12 protein-coding genes are annotated in these 16,680 nt (G+C 66.3%); 2 read left to right on the forward strand and 10 right to left on the reverse strand.

Annotated features, from left to right (window positions below; genetic code table 11):
- Nucleotides 1–3 precede the first annotated feature (3 nt).
- Nucleotides 4–1,152, reverse strand: coding sequence for a glycosyltransferase (locus tag HWX22_RS01100; protein WP_059818960.1), 1,149 nt, complete (start codon nt 1,150–1,152; stop codon nt 4–6).
- A gap of 458 nt (nt 1,153–1,610) precedes the next feature.
- On the reverse strand, nt 1,611–2,660 hold the full coding sequence (locus tag HWX22_RS01105; protein ID WP_175914872.1) for a glycosyltransferase family A protein: 1,050 nt from the start codon (nt 2,658–2,660) through the stop codon (nt 1,611–1,613).
- Nucleotides 2,661–3,075: 415 nt separating this feature from the next.
- Between HWX22_RS01105 and HWX22_RS01110 the strand changes: the two genes are divergently transcribed.
- Nucleotides 3,076–4,365, forward strand: coding sequence for a right-handed parallel beta-helix repeat-containing protein (locus tag HWX22_RS01110; RefSeq protein WP_175914873.1), 1,290 nt, complete (start codon nt 3,076–3,078; stop codon nt 4,363–4,365).
- A gap of 114 nt (nt 4,366–4,479) precedes the next feature.
- Here HWX22_RS01110 and HWX22_RS01115 read toward each other — a convergent pair whose 3' ends face one another.
- Both HWX22_RS01115 and HWX22_RS01120 read right to left on the reverse strand, forming a co-directional pair.
- Nucleotides 4,480–6,054, reverse strand: coding sequence for a mannose-1-phosphate guanylyltransferase/mannose-6-phosphate isomerase (locus HWX22_RS01115; RefSeq protein ID WP_175914874.1), 1,575 nt, complete (start codon nt 6,052–6,054; stop codon nt 4,480–4,482).
- Nucleotides 6,051–6,635, reverse strand: a complete 585-nt coding sequence (locus tag HWX22_RS01120) for a drug:proton antiporter (RefSeq protein WP_244135179.1) — start codon at nt 6,633–6,635, stop codon at nt 6,051–6,053. The genes HWX22_RS01115 and HWX22_RS01120 overlap by 4 nt, the downstream gene beginning before the upstream one ends.
- A gap of 1,299 nt (nt 6,636–7,934) precedes the next feature.
- Here HWX22_RS01120 and HWX22_RS01125 point away from each other — a divergent pair.
- On the forward strand, nt 7,935–9,326 hold the full coding sequence (locus HWX22_RS01125) for a sigma-54 dependent transcriptional regulator (protein WP_175914875.1): 1,392 nt from the start codon (nt 7,935–7,937) through the stop codon (nt 9,324–9,326).
- A gap of 45 nt (nt 9,327–9,371) precedes the next feature.
- On the opposite strand, the gene HWX22_RS01130 is transcribed toward HWX22_RS01125, so the two are convergent.
- The 6 genes from HWX22_RS01130 to HWX22_RS01155 all read right to left on the reverse strand — a co-directional run bounded on the left by HWX22_RS01130 (nt 9,372) and on the right by HWX22_RS01155 (nt 16,258).
- The gene (locus HWX22_RS01130; protein WP_175914876.1) at nt 9,372–11,846 is read right to left on the reverse strand and encodes a glycoside hydrolase family 2 protein; all 2,475 of its coding nucleotides are present in this window, start codon (nt 11,844–11,846) and stop codon (nt 9,372–9,374) included.
- On the reverse strand, nt 11,843–12,898 hold the full coding sequence (locus tag HWX22_RS01135; protein ID WP_175914877.1) for a DUF1839 family protein: 1,056 nt from the start codon (nt 12,896–12,898) through the stop codon (nt 11,843–11,845). The genes HWX22_RS01130 and HWX22_RS01135 overlap by 4 nt, the downstream gene beginning before the upstream one ends.
- Complete coding sequence (locus tag HWX22_RS01140) at nt 12,895–13,866, reverse strand: amino acid--[acyl-carrier-protein] ligase (protein WP_059525165.1); 972 nt, start codon at nt 13,864–13,866, stop codon at nt 12,895–12,897. Before HWX22_RS01140 ends, HWX22_RS01135 begins: the two co-directional genes overlap by 4 nt.
- A complete protein-coding gene (locus HWX22_RS01145; RefSeq protein WP_175914878.1) occupies nt 13,863–15,059 on the reverse strand; it encodes an acyl-CoA dehydrogenase family protein in 1,197 nt (398 codons plus the stop codon). Before HWX22_RS01145 ends, HWX22_RS01140 begins: the two co-directional genes overlap by 4 nt.
- Nucleotides 15,056–15,307 (reverse strand): acyl carrier protein, encoded by a 252-nt coding sequence (locus HWX22_RS01150; RefSeq protein WP_047903457.1) that lies wholly within the window; start codon nt 15,305–15,307, stop codon nt 15,056–15,058. Before HWX22_RS01150 ends, HWX22_RS01145 begins: the two co-directional genes overlap by 4 nt.
- Nucleotides 15,308–15,475: 168 nt before the next feature.
- Complete coding sequence (locus tag HWX22_RS01155; RefSeq protein WP_175914879.1) at nt 15,476–16,258, reverse strand: Crp/Fnr family transcriptional regulator; 783 nt, start codon at nt 16,256–16,258, stop codon at nt 15,476–15,478.
- Nucleotides 16,259–16,680: the final 422 nt, after the last annotated feature.

Here is a 16,680-nt window from a genome sequence, read left to right on the forward strand (position 1 = left end):
GAATCAGGCTTTGACGTGATCCGGAACAACCGGCTTGAAGTCGCGCGTGTCGACACGCGGCTCGTCGGTGTCGAGTCCGTAAAGGGCGTGCCACTGACGGAATATCGCGTTCATCGAAAATCGCTGAATCGCCCGTTGCCGGGCAGCCGCACCCATATCCTCGCGAAGCTGCCGGTCGTCGCGGAGCAGGCTCAGATATGCGGTCATCTCGTCGGCGTTCGACGCGACGTAGCCGGTCACGCCGTGAATCACCACGTCGCGATTGCCCACGACGTCCGTCACCACGGCCGGTATGCCGGCGACCTGCGCTTCGATCAGCGCGACCGGCATGCCTTCCCAGCGGGAAGTCTGGACATAGATGTCCAGTTCCGACGTCAGCGCGAGCGCGCGTGCGCGGGTTACCCAGCCGCTGCAGACGACGGCGCGGCGCTGGCCGGGGTCCGGAATTTCGGCGGCGTCGCCGCCGATCCAGAGAAACTCGACGTCCGCGCCGTGCAGCGCGTCGGCCAGACGCACGAATGCTTCGTGATTCTTCTGGAACGACGCCCGACCGCTCATCCCGATGACGACCTTGCGATCGTCGCGCGTTCGACGCAGCGGAATCTCCGCCGCATTCACGCCGTTTTCCACCAGGACGGCCGACTTCGCACGAACCTTTCCCCTGATCTCGGCGAGTTCGCTGCCCGAGCACGCGACGATGGTTCCGCCGATATGCGCCGCGATGCGTTCGAAGCTCAGATAAGCGTATTGCTTCATGCGCGATACGTCGCGGCGCAGGAACGAGAGTCCGTGCGGCGAGTAGAGGACCCTTGCGTCCGGGGCGGCGATCCGGGCGGCGACTCGCCCCAGCACGCCGGCCTTCGACGAGTGCAGATGAATCGCGGTCGGCTTGCAGTCGCGCAGGTTCCGGACCAGCGCACGCAAGCTCCGCAGATCCTGTTTGATGCTCACCTCGCGCGCCATCTCGACGTATACGAGCTTCACGTCGGGCAGGAACAGCGTCGAGAAATCGGCCGGGGTTTCCGGTCGAATCGAATGCAGCACCGTCACGTCGACACCGGATGCCGCCGCATGGTTCGCGAGATGGGTCAGCATCGAAAGCACGCCGCCGCCAAATGCCTCGGCAATATGAACGATCTTTTCTTTGGTCATCATTGGGTCTGGCGATCCGATCGCACACTCATCGCCCATCGTGACGATGAGTCGCCTGCAAATCGTGCGGTCTAGGTGTCCGGTTCGTTAAAATATGCATTCCTGATTGATAAATGCATGGTGGTCTTGACCATTGGATCCTGCAGTCGCGGTCGCATGTGTGAGCTGGCGAGGCGGCCGGGTGATTTCAGCCGATGAAATATCGGGTAGACGTAGCCGGAGAGCGCCGAACACGATGCGGCACGGAGAATCCATGCCGTGCGCTACGCGTCGGCCAGATTTCTCCGAACATCGGATGCCGACGTTCGACTACGACGACTGGAGAGAGAACACGGCGAGATCCGGTCAGCGCGCGTGAATCCACTGGTCCGGATCATTGTGCAGCGCATGCGCGGCCTACTGGGTGCGATGGCTTACCGAAGGAGCGATTTGGCGCGGGATGCGCTGGCCCGACGCTGCTATCGAGCGTCGTCGCGATGCCCGGATGACTTGCGCACGCGTGCGAGAGGGTTGGAGATGTAGTGAATCGCGCGATTGCTGAGCGTTGCCGACGGCAGCAGGCATGCGAGTGAAAGTCCGGCGACGGCCACCTTCTTGGCAGGACCCCAGAACGGGTTGCGCAGCACGGTTTGCCAGTAGCGCCCGGATTCGCACAGGAACCAGCGCCAGCGCCTCACGAGCGGCGCGTGATACAGCGTGCTTGCGAAGCGCGCCTTCTCGATCGCGAAGTCGAGCGGCGCGATCGGCAATGTTTCGTGCAGCCGCGTGCCGGCGATCATGCGCAGCGTCGACCAACGGCGTTCAGCTTTCAGCGCGCCGGTCGCGGCGTCTTCCGAATTGGTGAGGGCAAGTGACGGCGTGTCCTCGGCCGGCCGCGTATCCGACTGCTGATGCACGCGATAGCCGCCGAGCGTTGCATCGATCATGTGCACGGCGCCAAGCAACGCGATACCGTAGATCGCGTAGAAATCGGCGCCATGCAGGTTGTCCGGCGTGACGGGCACCGGAAAGATGCGCTTGAGTGCATCGACACGATACGCGTTGCCGGATGCCGGCGGCGACGGGTACAGCCAGCCCGCGCGCAACAGTCGGCCGCAATCGGAGTCGACGGCCGACTGCGGCACGCTCGCCCCGGTCACCGCACCGTCCCGCGCGATCACGTCGAGCCGGAAATGCACCTTCACGAAGTCGCCGGACGCGAACGCGGCCAGCACGCGGATCGCGGCGTCGTCATAGAGCAGGTCGTCCGCGTCGAGCAGGATGACGTAGCGCGTCGTGACGTGCTCGAGCGCGCGGTTGTACGCGGCGACCTGACCGCGATTCTCCTGAAACACCGCCGTCACCCGCTTGCCGTACGAGCGAATGATGTCGCGCGAATCGTCGGTGGAACCGTCGTCGACGACCAGCACGCGTACACCGTGCGCGGTCTGTGCGAGCGCCGAATCGATCGCGTCGCGCAAGTAAGCGCCATGGTTGTAGTTGCAGATTGCGATGGTCAGGTCGGTCATGAACGGATTCTGGACGAGCGAAGAGCGGACGATGCGGGTGGGGCGCGCATGGGACCCCGTCGGGACCACGACGCCGGATCGGCGGCGGCCGGTGTCTTTGGGTGATGCCGTACCACGGTCGCGTCGCACGATGACCATGATACGCGTCGCCGATCTGCACTCGGTTCGCGAGCCTACCGTTCGGCGATTCGCGTCACGGGAGGCGCGACGAATGATCAACGGTACGTGAGCGCACGCGGTGCAGGAGGGATGCGTCGGTCTGTTGACGCACCGAAACGCGGCTGGTTCGAATGATCTAATCGAACATATCGCGTCGCCCGCTTCGGCGGTATCACGGGCAGGCAATCCGGCTGGGATCCCGCGTTCGGCTGCGCCAGCCGACGCGCATGAAGTCATTCGAGGGAGTCGATTCGATATGTGTAGATCACCAAGCCCGTTCCTCGCATGCGCGGCGATCGCCGGCATGTGCATTGCAGGCGGGCTGGCGTGGCCGGGTAGTGCCGTGGCGGCATCCGGCACGCCCGCACCCGGCGCACTTCATGCGAGCGTACCGGATGCATACGTGCGTCCCGCCGCGGACGGTGCAGATCAGGCCGACATGCTGCAACGTGCGCTGGACGCATTGCAGCCGGGCCAGCGACTGATATTCGCGCCGGGGCGGTACGTGATCGGCCGTTCGCTGGTCGTGCGGCAGCCGAATGTGGTGTTGTCGGGCTACGGCGCGACGTTGATCGCGACAACCCCCGACGACCAGACGATCGAGATGCGCGGCGACGGTACGACACTCGTCGGCTTTCGGCTCGCGGGAACCGGCACGACTCGGCTCACGACGCCCGCATCGACGAAGGTCGAGGTCACGGGGCGCGGCGTGCAGGTGCTCGACAACGTGATCGACGGCGGCGCCGGCGCCGGCATTTTCGTGTTCGGCGGCGCGGATGTCGCGATCGTCGGCAACGAGGTGCTGTCGACGCTGGCGGACGGCATTCACATGACGCACGGCTCGCACAACTTGCTCGTGCAAGGCAACGTCGTGCGCGGCACCGGCGACGACATGATCGCCGTGGTGAGTTACCAGGCGGAAGGCGTGCTGACGCGCAACGTGCTGATTACCGGCAACTCGCTGGAGGGCAATCCGTGGGGCCGGGGCATCACGGTGGTCGGCGGCGCGAACGTCACCATCTCGAACAACATCGTGCGCAACGTGGAGGTGAGCTCGGGGATTCTCGTCGCGCAGGAAGACAGCAACCGCACCGCCGGCTCGTCCGACATCCGCATCGAGAGCAACTCGATCGCGGATATCCAGACCGCGGCGGGCCGGCCCGATCATCGCCCGATCACACAGCAGGCGGCAATCGAGGTCAGCACGTGGTCGGGTTCGGTGTCGCGCGTGACCGTGATCGGCAACCGCGTATCGCATGCGCGATTCGACGGCATTCGTCTGTGGGGAAACGTGTCGGGCGTGCGTCTTGCGGACAACAAACTATCGGAGATCGGCGGAATGCCGGTCCGGATCGATCCGGCGCTCGATTGCGCGACCAGCCGGCCGGCGATGGCATCGGGCGGGCCGGCGAAGGGCACGCCGTGTGCGGCCGGGCATCAATCGCCGTCGGCGGCGGGTGACGCGGTCGGCGCAGATGCGTCGTTGTTGCCGCGCGTGCGCGAGTCCGTCAGGCAGGCGCGCTGGTCGCAAGGCGGAATCGACTGATGATGCGTCGCATGGGCCGCCGGTCCGAGGCGACATACGGTGAGCGGTCCGCCGCCGCTTGTTCGCGCGGCGGCGCCCGTCATCGTCGCGCGCGCCGCCGCGATTCGCATGCGCCTACCGGATGACGTCGCGTTCCGCGGCTTCCTCGTCCGGTTCGCGCGAGGCGAGCGACGGTCGCTGCCGCGCGGTCTCGACGACCGGCCGCCCATACTGATCGTCGAATCGCACGATATCGTCTTCGCCGAGATAGTCACCCGACTGCACCTCGATGATCTCGAGCGGAATCCGGCCGGGATTCTCGAGACGGTGAACCTCGCCGACGGCGATGTAGGTCGATTCGTTCTCGCTGAGCAGAAAGGTTTCGTCGCCGCGCGTGACCTTCGCAGTGCCGCGCACGACGATCCAGTGCTCGGAACGGTGATAGTGCATCTGCAGCGACAGCCGCTTGCCGGGCTCGACGACGATCCGCTTCACCTGGAACCGCTCGCCGAGATCGATCGAATCGTAGTGTCCCCACGGCCGCTGCACCTTGCGGTGTTCGCTTGCCTGCGGGCGCTGCTCGGTCTTCAGGCGCGTGACGATGTTCTTCACGCGCTGGACGTCGTGCTTGTTCGCGACCAGCACCGCATCGGGTGTCTCGATCACGACGACGTCCTTCATCCCGACGCACGCGATCAGGCGGCCTTCCGAGCGCACGAGACTGTCCTGAGTGTCCTCGAACACGATCGGGCCACGCGCGACGTTGCCATGATCGTCCTTCGGCATGATTTCCCAGATCGCATCCCAGGTGCCGACGTCCGACCAGCCTGCGGAAAGCGGGACCACGATGCCTTCGATGCCAAGTTCGGGGCTCTCCGCGAGACGTTCCATGACCGCGTAGTCGATCGAGTCGGACGGACACGCGTCGAAAGCCGCCGCGTCGATGCGGAAGAACGGATCCTCGGCGGTGCCCGCGCGCCATGCTGCGTCGCAGGCCGCATGGATGTCGGGTGCGAGCGCGCCGATGGCCTTCAGCCAGATCGATGCGCGCGTGATGAAAATCCCGCTGTTCCACCAATAATCGCCCGAATGCAGGTAGCGTTCGGCGAGTGTGGCGTTCGGTTTCTCGACGAACCGCCCGATTGCATAGCCGCCTTGTCCGCCGAGGCGACCGGCGCGCGGTTCGCCGACCTGGATGTACCCGTAGCCGGTTTCCGCGCGGCGCGGCAGCACGCCGAGGGTGACGATCGCGCCTTCCTGCGCGTAGCGCGCCGCGCGTCCGATCGCTTCCTGGAATGCCGCGACGTCGCCGATCACGTGATCGGCCGGCATGACGACGAGGATGGGATCGTCCGCAAGCGCACTGGCGTCGAGCGCCGCGAGCGTCAGCGCAGGTGCCGTATTGCGCGCGGCCGGTTCGAGCAGGATACGGGGAGGCGCCGCGCGCCCGACCACCTGAGCGGCGCTCATGATGCGATGCTGTTCGCCGCATACCAGCAGCAGCGTGTCGCCGAGTGCCGCATTCGCGATGCCGTTCAGGCGGCGCGCGGTCGACGACAGCGGCGATTCGTTCGAGGTCAGCTCGATCAACTGCTTCGGATACTGCTCTCGCGACAACGGCCAGAGGCGCGTGCCCGAACCGCCGGCGAGAATGACGGGCAGGATGCAGGGCAGCTCCGGGTCGGGAACCGGGCGAAGGGTGGCGCTCATCGATTGGCTCCGGTATCGGCGGGCAGCCGTTTGTGTACGCGTCCGTCGACGCGTGCGTCCTCGTTTCGCGATCGCGGCGCGGAGATGGCCCGTGACAGGAGCTGACGCAGCGCGCCGGCGGCGCGGTCGGCCGGCCGGACGAGACCGACGAACGGCGCGCCCTGTTCGAGATAGGGGCCGTAGGCCTTGCGGAATCCGAAACGCTTGTAGAAGGACTGACGCTGTGCGGGCACGTGCGTGCGCACAGCCACGTCGGGCCATGCGGCTTGCGCGGCCGTGAGCGCGCGCTGCATCAGTTGTTCGAGGGTGCGGTCGTCGCGACATGCCTCGCTTGTCAGCACCTTGTCGATCACGACGTCCGGATCGGCGTCGTCGCCGGGGAGGACGCGCGCGTAGGCGACGACTTCCGTCGTGTCGCCCCTGTGCATGCACGCGAACACGTGCAGTGCGTGCGCATCCTTGCCGTCGATGTCGAGATGCGTGTGCGCGTCCTCGACCACCAGCACCGCGTTTCGCGAACGCAGGATTGCGTAGAGATCGATCGGGCTCAGATGTTCGAATTCACAACAATGCCATTCCATGATGCGGTCCTCGTGTGAAGCCTTCAGCACGCCGGGCCGCATGAACGCCTTCGTTCCGTGCGGCCGGACGATATTCATGATGCGGATGCGGCGTGCGGCGGTCTGTTCGAAAGCGCACTCACGCTCCCGTTATTCCTGTTTCGAGCGGCCGATGCCGGCTGCGCGACACGGACCGCGTGCCGCGAACGGGGCAATGTGCGGTAGCACACGGTGGCCGTATGGCGGCTTTCCCATAATTGAATCGTCGCGACGCCCGCTGCGAAATTCGCAGCGAGGTCGTCCGCATCGAACGCGATTGAAGAACCGGGGCCGTACTTGAAGATTGCGATCGTTCACGGCAGGCAGGTCGCGCCTCGCGATCGGCTGTCGCTCGCAAGCCAACATCCATCGCATCGCCGGTTTCCTCGCGGTGCGCACATCCTTCATCTGGCCGCGATCGTTTCGCCGCGCCGGCCAACACGCGCATACTTGCCATTTAGCGCTGCCCGGCTCTTTTCGGGCTGCATGCGGGCTTGCACCAGCGCGGTGCCTGTCGCATCGGCACGTCGGCAGCGGCAGGGGGCGCGACAGGCATGGAGGTCATGCTGCATCGCGGCAGTGGGCGGATGGTCCGGCCGGCCGCTTCGTTACGATGTTGTAACGAACACGCCCGGTTTGCCCGCATTCGATGCGTCATGCTGCGTCGCGCGCGACGCGTGATTACCGACGGACGAAACATGCTGTCCGGACTTTTTGTTCGATTCAGGCGAGAATCGCGGGCAATGGGAGGGGCCGATCTTGCAGAAAAGTGGGATTTGCCACTGATTGACGGGAATGGTCGTAGATAATCAAATCTGAGTCGCTAAACGCGCGCCGCGCAGGCGGAGCGGCACCGTAATCGGCTGAATCGATGTTTAGCTTTTGGTAACAAGGCCATCTCGATACGGGGTGTAAATTCAGGAGCGGATGAAATGAGGTCACCATTCCGAAAGCGGGTTGGCGGCCATCCGGTTCAGCATCGGGCGCGACTGTCGTGTACGACGCGACGCAAATGCGGACGGAATTCCCGTTTGCCGACGTGCTCCGCCTGACGGCGCGTCGCATGAAAGCCGGAACGCCGCGGCTCCCGCGGCCGTGCGTTCCCTTCGAGTTCGATGACAACGAGGCCGGATGACATCCGGCTCGACCTCCGGGGGCTCTCGCCGTGTGCAGTTTCGATCTTCGCCAAAGCTGCGGAAACGCAGCGCGGACAGGCGGCCATGCACCGCCGTCCGCAGCGCACGCGAACGGTTCGCGGAGTGGAGAAAGTGATGGTTCGTTATGAATATGCCAATAACGCGCGATAAGAGCGCCGGCGGGGGGAGGACTACCGGGCAGCGTCCTCTGATTTACTGGACCCGGTCGCCGTCCGTCATGCTGCGCAAGGAACTTGCCCGGCGTGACTGGAAAGTGACGGTCGTTGCGCACGCAAACGAATTGCGCGACACCTCCGGCGAAATCACCTGCGGCATCCTCGACCTGAGCGGCGGCCACGCCGACGCGATCGGATTCATCGCGTCGACCTGCGCGTCGATGCGCGATGTCGTATGGGTCGCGCTCGTCGAAACCGGTCAGACCGCTTCGCCGAACGTGCGCGCACTGTTGCGCGACTATTGCTTCGACTACATCACGTTGCCCGCGTCGCACCAACGAATCGCCGATACGGTCGGCCACGCGTACGGAATGGAATGCCTGTTCGCGCGCGATCGCGAAGCGCTCGAATCGCGGGAGCACGGCATCGTCGGCACCTGCAGCGCGATGCTGCGGCTGTTCGATACGGTGCGGCGCTTCGCGCGCACCGACGCACCGGTGTTCGTGTTCGGCGAGACAGGCACCGGCAAGGAACTGACGGCCGTCGCGATCCATCGTCATTCCGAACGGCGCAACGGCCCGTTCGTCGCGGTCAATTGCGGTGCGATCCCGCCCCACCTGCTGCAATCGGAGCTGTTCGGCTACGAGCGCGGCGCGTTTACCGGCGCGAACGCACGCAAGATCGGCTACGTCGAGGCCGCGAACGGCGGCACGCTGCTGCTCGACGAAATCGGCGACCTGCCGCACGAGAGCCAGGCGAGCCTGCTGCGCTTCCTGCAGGAGCGTGCGATTCATCGCCTCGGCGGCAGCGATCCGGTGCCGGTCGACGTGCGGATCGTCTCCGCGACGCACGTCGACCTGCGCGAAGCGATGGAAGAAGGGCGTTTCCGCGCGGACTTGTTCCACCGTCTCTGCGTGATGCGCATCGATCAGCCGCCGCTGCGTGCGCGCGGCAAGGATATCGAGCTGCTCGCGCATCACATGCTGGAACGCTTTCGTGGCGACGCGCGCCATCGCGTGCGCGGCTTCTCCACGGATGCGATCACGGCGCTCTACAAGCACGACTGGCCGGGCAATGTCCGCGAGCTGATCAACCGCGTGCGGCGCGCGGTCGTGATGACGGAAGGGCGCCTGATCACCGCGCAGGATCTGGAGCTCGAATATTGTCTCGACGCGGCGTCGCCGTCCGTTGCCGATATCCGCAAGTCGATCGAACGCGAAGCGATCGAAACCGCGCTGCTGCGCACGCGCGGACGCGTCGCCGCTTCCGCGCGCGAGCTCGGCGTGTCGCGTGCCACGCTCTATCGCTGGATGGAAGCGTACGGAATCGAGCGGCCGCGCGGCACGGGCTCGTCGGACTGACGTGCGCGGCGCGGCCGTGCGGCCGTGTGAGCGGCCCCGGCCGCGTCAGCCGGCCAACGCGGCGCGCACGGTTCGCGCGGCGTTGACCGCACGGATCTCGACGGTTGGTGGCGCGCCGGCGGCCGGATGGTCGCCGGTGTTATCCAGCGGCACGAGCGCGACGCGTGCCGGCGTGCCGGGCGCGAGATCGAACCAGTCGTCGCGCGGCACGAAGCCCGGTGCGTCGATCTGCACGTGCCGCGCGACGTGGCTCGTATCGATGTCGACGTGCCACGTGTCGCCGGTGCGCGACACGCATGCCTCGATGCCGGGTTCGCGGCGGGCGAACACGGCCGGATGCGTGCGGGACGGAAAGTAGAAGGCCTGCGACAGCAGCGTGCCGTCCTCGGCGCGCAGCGTCGCGACGACGGTATCGTGCTCGCACGGGCCGAAGCGATACGCATAGGTCCAGTCGAAAAAGCGGCCGAGCAATTCGGCCGACTCGAGCCGCACCGTGTCGTGCGCGGCGATCCGGAGGGACCCGCCAGCCCGCGCGACCGGCGTACGGCCGTCGCGCAGCGCGACCAGCTCGACCGCTGCCGACAGCGGCGCCGGCCGTTCGTTGATCACATGCACGTCGAGCCCGTTCAGCCCTTCGTCGACGAGCAGGACCTGCACCGGTTGAAGTACCTGGCGCAGCGCATACCATGCCGATTTCGGCCGATGCGTCGCATCGAGCAAGCCCCATCCGGCGCCCGCCATCACGTCCTGGAACTGCCAGACGAGCGCACCCGCGCAGCGTGAGCCGGTGCGCCGCCATTCCGAGAACGTGTCGCGCATCAGGTCCGCGATCACCGCGCGCGACAGCTCGAAGTAACGCGACGGGTCCTCGCGCCGCAGGCGGTCGGGTGCCACGTCGTACAACGTCTGCAGATAGTGATCGCGAATATCGTCGAAATCCCACGACGTGCCGGGATCGCGCGGTACGGCCGCTTTCCAGCGCGGCTCATGAACGCCCGGCCAGCCGAGGCTTGCGAGCATCGCATCGCACGGCACGTTCGCGAACGCGAGGCATTCGCTTGCGAAGCGCACGTCGGCGCGACGTGCGTCGTCGAGCGGGCGAAGGTACGCGCCGACGCCGTAGTAGTGCGACACACGTTCGCGCGGCATGAACGGCAGCACGCCGCCGTCGGGCGAGTCGGGGACGTAAACCGTGTCGGGCCGTCGCGCCGCCGCATGGCTGGCGAGGCGCTCGGCAGTCAGTTCGAGGAAGCGCTGCTTCGGCCCGAGCCCCGACATCGCGGCCTGCTGCGCGATCTCGCTGCCGCCGCACAGAACCGCGAGCGACGGCGATGCGCGGTGGCGCGTGAGGAACTGTTCGACTTCGCGATCGACGGCGTCCGCGAACGCGCGATCGTCGAGCGCGTAATCGAAATTCGCGAACATGAAGTCCTGCCAGACCAGCAGTCCGAGCCGGTCGCACCATGCGTGGAATGCGTCGGCCTCATACGCCATCGTGCCGCCGACGCGAATCATGTTGAAGCCGGCGTCGCGCGCGAGTCCGAGCAGCCGGCCATAGGTTGCGTCGTCGGCGTGCAGCGCGAGCGGTGCGGCGCTGCTCCAGCAGGCGCCGCGCGCGAACACGCGCACGCCGTTCACGCGCAGGCCGAACCCCTTGCCGTCGTCGCCCGCGTCCTGCTCGATCGTGCGAAAACCCGTCGCGCCGAGCGGTCGTCGATCGGCGCCGATGTGCAATGCGACTTCATAGAGCACCGGTTCGCCGTGCGTGTGCGGCCACCAGCGGCGCACGTTCGGCACCGCGACGGTCGCGTGCAGCCGGTCGGCGCCGCTGCGCTCGAGCGTCGCGTGGTGCTCGCCGCACGACAGCCGGGCCGTGAACGCATCGGGCAGCGGCCCGGCGAACGCGAGTTCCGCGTCGAGCCAGCCGGTGTCGCCATCGATGCGCGCATGCAGGTCGCAATGAACGAGAACGGGCCCGGCGGCCGGATCGAGCACGTCGACGGGCCGCCACGGTCCGGTCGGCACGCAGCGCGGAAACCACCCGGGCATGTGCCCGAGCAGCGACGTGCGAACGGTGCGCAGCGTCGCCGGTTCGGCCAGTCGCGTGCGCCAGCGTGCACGGCGCGGTGCGCGCACGTCGCGCAGGTGCGGCGCGAGGGCGCGGAAGCAGACGGTCAGGCGGTGTGTGCCATCGAGCGACACGGGTACGTCGTGCGCGACGAACATGCTGTCAGAGCGCAGGATCTGCGTGTCGTCGAGCCAGGCTTCGGCGAGTGTCGCGAGGCCGTGAAAGCGCAGCACGCGCGGCCCGTGCCCGTGCAGTTCGACGCGATACCAGTGGTCGCGTTCGTCGAGCGACGCTGTATCGTCGGGGCGTCCGGCCAGCGCGAGCGCTTGCGCGACCGTGCCGGGGACGGGGGCGGCGATCCAGCCGTCGGCGGGAAGATCGAGCGGCCCGCGCGTGGCGCCCGCTGCCGTGGCGAGCATCGACCACGCGAGCGCGGCGGGCGCGCGTCTCACCGCATCGACGGCACGGAGGCCGCGTCGACGCGAACGGGCACCGCGCGCTGAAGCGGCGGGATGATCTGCCGCGCGCAGTCGATCAGGTCGGCGTATGCCGCTTCGATCGCTTCGAGCGTCGCGTCGCCGCGCTCTTCCTTGCCGCGCGCGCAGGCCCGCGCCAGCCGGAACTCCAGCACCATCGCCTCGGACGCGATGCGGTCGCAGGCGGTGCGAATCTCGGCGAACGGTCCGACGCAGCCGCTTGCCTGCAGCCAGCGCGCGTAATGGCCGAACAGTTCGAAGTTCGCACCGAGTTGCCGCACCGAATTGAATGAGTACGCGTGGAACCGTTCGAGCGGCGAATCGACGAGCGATTTCGCATCGATCTGCAACTGGCGCCGGAACGCCGCGACCGGATTGACGACCGGCAGGCGGTGCAGATGGCGCTGCAGCGCCGCGAGCGAGGCTTCGCACAGCGCGCGCTCGTCGAGCGGCGCGAAACGCCGCTTCGCGCACTCGACGTACGGCGGCAGCGGCATCGGCGAGCCGCCGCCTACGAGGCCGTCGTAGTCCACATCCTCGGCCACGTAATAGCCGCTGTTGTGGAAGTAGCCGATCTGGCGGTGCGTGCGATCGATCGAGTCGATGCCGATCGTCGTCTTCGTATGCTGCGCGCGGTAGCTGCTGCCGCGCGTGTCCGGCAGGAACCACGCGTCGACCTCGACGATCATCAGGTGACCGCGCGCGACCTGCGTCTCGACGTGCTGGTCGAGCGGCTCGTAGATCGAATGCTCCTGCACGACGATTCCGTAAAGCCGCTCCAGTTCGTCGTGCGGAAACTTGAAGAACGTGAACTGGTCGCCCTCGAAATCGAGCGCGATCGTAAACGGCAGTGCCGCGTACGGATTGAGGCCCCACCAACGGAGCACCTCGAGCCACATGTCGACGTAGCAGTTGGTCTGCTTCCAGACCATCTCCTGACTGTGCAGCGGGTGCGGCCGATAGTGGCGTGCGCGATGGCGCACGTCCTCGAACGACGCATCCTCGCCGTCGCGGGACACGAATTTCATCGCGTGCCCCACAGCACGTCGCGAACGTCGGCCGGCCATGCGTCGATGTCGAAACCGTGATGACGGAACAGCGCGAGCGTCAGCCGCTCGAGGCCGAAGCCGACACAGCCCGTGTGCGCGACGTCGCCCGTCGCGGTGCGGATGTCCCACAGCAGTCCGAAGTGATCCATGTGGTAGTTGAAGCTCAGGCACGCGGTCTGGCGATCGTCGTGCTCGATGGGGATCAGAAGCTCGAACTTCAGGTTCTGCTCGCGCTGGCTGTTCGCGACGATCTTGCCGCCGCGCCCGAAGAACGGATCGTTCGCGAGATCAATCGCGTTCGGCAGGCGCAGCGCCTCGATCATCCGCGTGCCGCGCTCCATCCACGTCGCGCGGAACGCGACGATCTGCTCGGGCGTGCCGATCCGCACGTATTCACGCATCCGGAACAGCTGCATGCGGGTCGGGTCGAGCGACGGCTCGTGGCGGAAGCAATACGAGAACACGTCGACGATGCGGCCGTCGTCGGGCAGCGCACCCGCGCGCGCGACGACCGGATAGACCGGGTAGCAGGCGGCCGGCGTCAGCACGACGTAAGTCGGCTTCTGGCTTTCGGTCCAGTCCTCGCCGCGGTCGAGGCACTGCAGCACGCGCTGGTGGCGCTGCTCGTCGCCGCAGAACGCATGCACGCTGCCCGCGAGCTGCGGGAAGCTCTTCATGTATTCGCTGCGCTCGAACTCGGTGCGGCTCATCGCCGGCGGGAAGCGCAGCACTTCGGCCTGCTGGTCGGCGCCGAGGCGCGTGACGAAGGCGTCGAGCGCTTCGACGACGCGCTCGAACCGTTCGCTGCGGCCGAACAGGCCCTGGATGCCGGTCGACACGAGCAGGCCCGCATCGATCAGCGCGTCGCGCAGCGGATTGACGCCCGCGCGGTCGAGCGGTGCGTCGGACGGGGTGGCGGCAGAGGGCACGGACAGGCGGTCGTTCACGAATGTTTCTCCAGCGTCGCGGGACGCAATGCGAGCAGCAGGCTCGCGGTATTGGCGGCAATGCGGTCGTTGCTGATCATCAGCGGCGCCGCGTGCAGGTCGCGCAGGTGGCGGCCGATGCTGAACGGCGTGCCGTGCTTGTAGCCGGCCATTCCGCAGATCATCATCGCCTGCTGTGCGACTTCGAGCGCGGTCGACGACACATAGGTTTTCAGCGTGTTGATCTCGGCGGCCCAGGCCATGCCGGCCGACCACGAGCGGGGCGACGCGCTGGCATGGAGGCGCAGTACGTTGTCGACGCGGGCCTGCATCGCCTGCATCAGCGCAAGCGATTCGGCGATGCGCCGCGACGCGGGCGACGGCGCGCCGTCGGTCTGGCGCGCCTGCGCGCGGAAAAACTGATGCGCGCGATGGAACGCATCGCCGGCCACGCCGATCCACACCGCCGCCCACAGGATGTGCGAAACCGGCACCATCGTCTGTTCGGCGATCTGCGCGAACGGCACGGGCAGGCATTGTTCGGTCGCGCCCTGTGCGTCGAGTACGAAGCCGTTGCTGCACGTTCCGCGCATGCCGAGCGTGTCCCATTCGCCGCGGCGCGTGAGCGTGTAGCCGTCGCGCAGCAGCGTGACGAGCACCTGCTCGGACGCCGGCGCGTCGGCGTCGCGCCGCGCGGTCGCGAGGATGCCGTCGGCATAGTCGCCGTACGAGATCGTCGGTGCGGATTTGTGCAGCCGGAATGCGCCGCCGTTGGTCTCGAGCGCGCACTGGCTCGCGCGCAGGTTGCCGCCGACGCCGTCTTCGGATGTCGCCGACGCGAGCAGCCACTGATGGCGCACGAGCTGCTGCAGGAACAGCTTGTGCCAGCCCTGGTCGGCGGCGTGATTGACGATGCAGGCGACCTGGATCTGGTGCATCGCGAACACCATCGCCGACGATGCGCACGCTTGCCCGAGGATCGAGCATGCCGACGCGATGTCGGCCAGCGACGCGCCGGCACCGCCGAGCCGGGCCGGGACCATTGCGCTCAGCAGGCGGCGCGCGCGCATGGCCTCGATCGCTTCGACGGGGCAGCGCGCGTCGCGATCGACCGCATCCGCATGCTGGGCGGCGATATGCGCGACAGCATGCGCGGCCTCGTCGAGCCGGCGTGCTTCGTCGTCGGCCGCGAGTTCGGGAAGCAGCGCGCTCATGCGGAATGCTCGGAGCGTTGCAGGGTCGCGATCGTATCCGCGAGCGCGTCGATGCTGCGGAACAGATTGCGGTTCAGCATCTCGTCGGGAATCTCGATGTTGAACTGCTTCTCGATCGCGAGCATCAACTGGATCGTGTCGAGCGAGGAGAGGCCCGCTTCGTAGAGGTCGTCCCCGTCACCGATCGAATCGATCGCGGCTTCGAGGTGGGCGACGTGCTTGAGGATGGTTCTGATTTCGTTTTTCACGTGCTGCTCCGGCGTGTGTGGTGTCGTCCGCACGGGCGGACGCGCGCAGCGCGCTGACATCCCCCCGGCAGTCCGGCATCAGTAGACCATTCGCAAGCACGGCGTTCTGTTCGCCACCCTACAATCGGCTGACTCGGATCGCACGCGTGCGCCGAAACGACGTGCGTATCACGCGCGTGCCGCAGCGGTCACGCTCGAGTCGGCCGACAGGATGCGCTTCATCTCGTCGCGCACGATCGCGCGGCAGCCGCACGACATTTTCTCGAGGCCCGCAAGGTCGGCAAGCTCGATCGAGCTCCGGTACTGGCGGATCAGGCCGAGTTTCTGGATCTCGCCGGCTGCGTCCGTGACCGTCTCGCGCCGCACGCCGAGCATCTGCGCGAGCATGCTGTGAGTCACCTGGATCTCGATGCTGCGCGACCGGTCGTAGGCAAGCAGGAACCATCTGCATAACTGATGTTTGAGCACATGATGGCGGCTGCAGAACGTGATCTGCGATACCTGGGCCATCAGCAGCCGCACGCAGACGAACACCAGGTGGCGAATCACCGGTGACGCATCGAACGCGGCGGCGAAGACGCGTCGGTCCAGCCGGTAGACGAAGCCGTCGCGGCATGCGACGGCACGGCAGGGCATCCGGCCGCTGCCGCCGATCACGTCGTCGCACACGACGCTCTCGCTGCCGATCTCGGCCACTTCCAGCGTCATGCCGCCGGACGATACGTACTGCAGCGAAATCGCCGTCGTGACGGGCAGATAAACCGCGGTGAGCATTTCGCCGGGTTCGCACAGCACCTGGCCCGATTTCAGGTGAACGAGCTGAAGATTGGCAATCAGCGTGGCGCGTTCCTCGCGGTCGAGGGCCGCGAGGAACCGGTTGGCGTCGAAACTGTGGGAGAGCTCGATCATGCCGCTCGCGTGGGCGACGGCTTCATTGGCCTGGTGGGTCACGGCGCATCCTCGTAGGGGGCGGTCGCACGTCGCGCGGCGGCATCCACGGGGATTTAGCACGCGCGTGCGGATTTGAGTTCGTCGGAATTCGAATGCCGATGGCGGGAAAAGGCTAGCACGCAATTGAATTCGATAAATTGCGCACTGCGCAACTTCACAAAGTTTGACGATTCGGGATAAATGAAAACGTTATACGGATTTGAAGATCATGTTTTCGCGAGTTAATCGCCTTGATATGGATCGACGGTTAAGTCGGGAATTCGATGATGATCTGGAATCAATCGGGAGTCGATGCATATCGTACAGGTAAAACATTAAGAATGCATTGAACATTATTTGACAATTTGGATTTCTGTCGTGAATTTGTCAATTGAATCATATGGTTACGGTGGTTGTGTGCGTTTGCTTACAGAGTCGTAAAT

The organism is Burkholderia sp. BCC1638 (genome assembly GCF_902833195.1).
GTDB lineage: Bacteria > Pseudomonadota > Gammaproteobacteria > Burkholderiales > Burkholderiaceae > Burkholderia > Burkholderia diffusa.

Excerpts from the sequence above, each read along its gene's own strand:
- HWX22_RS01115 (WP_175914874.1), bottom strand. The coding sequence starts at position 6,054 with ATGAGCGCCACCCTTCGCCCGGTTCCCGACCCGGAGCTGCCCTGCATC.
- HWX22_RS01100 (WP_059818960.1), bottom strand. The coding sequence starts at position 1,152 with ATGACCAAAGAAAAGATCGTTCATATTGCCGAGGCATTTGGCGGCGGC.
- HWX22_RS01105 (WP_175914872.1), bottom strand. The coding sequence starts at position 2,660 with ATGACCGACCTGACCATCGCAATCTGCAACTACAACCATGGCGCTTAC.
- HWX22_RS01135 (WP_175914877.1), bottom strand. The coding sequence starts at position 12,898 with ATGAAATTCGTGTCCCGCGACGGCGAGGATGCGTCGTTCGAGGACGTG.
- HWX22_RS01120 (WP_244135179.1), bottom strand. The coding sequence starts at position 6,635 with ATGGAATGGCATTGTTGTGAATTCGAACATCTGAGCCCGATCGATCTC.
- HWX22_RS01145 (WP_175914878.1), bottom strand. The coding sequence starts at position 15,059 with ATGAGCGCGCTGCTTCCCGAACTCGCGGCCGACGACGAAGCACGCCGG.
- HWX22_RS01110 (WP_175914873.1), top strand. The coding sequence starts at position 3,076 with ATGTGTAGATCACCAAGCCCGTTCCTCGCATGCGCGGCGATCGCCGGC.
- HWX22_RS01125 (WP_175914875.1), top strand. The coding sequence starts at position 7,935 with ATGAATATGCCAATAACGCGCGATAAGAGCGCCGGCGGGGGGAGGACT.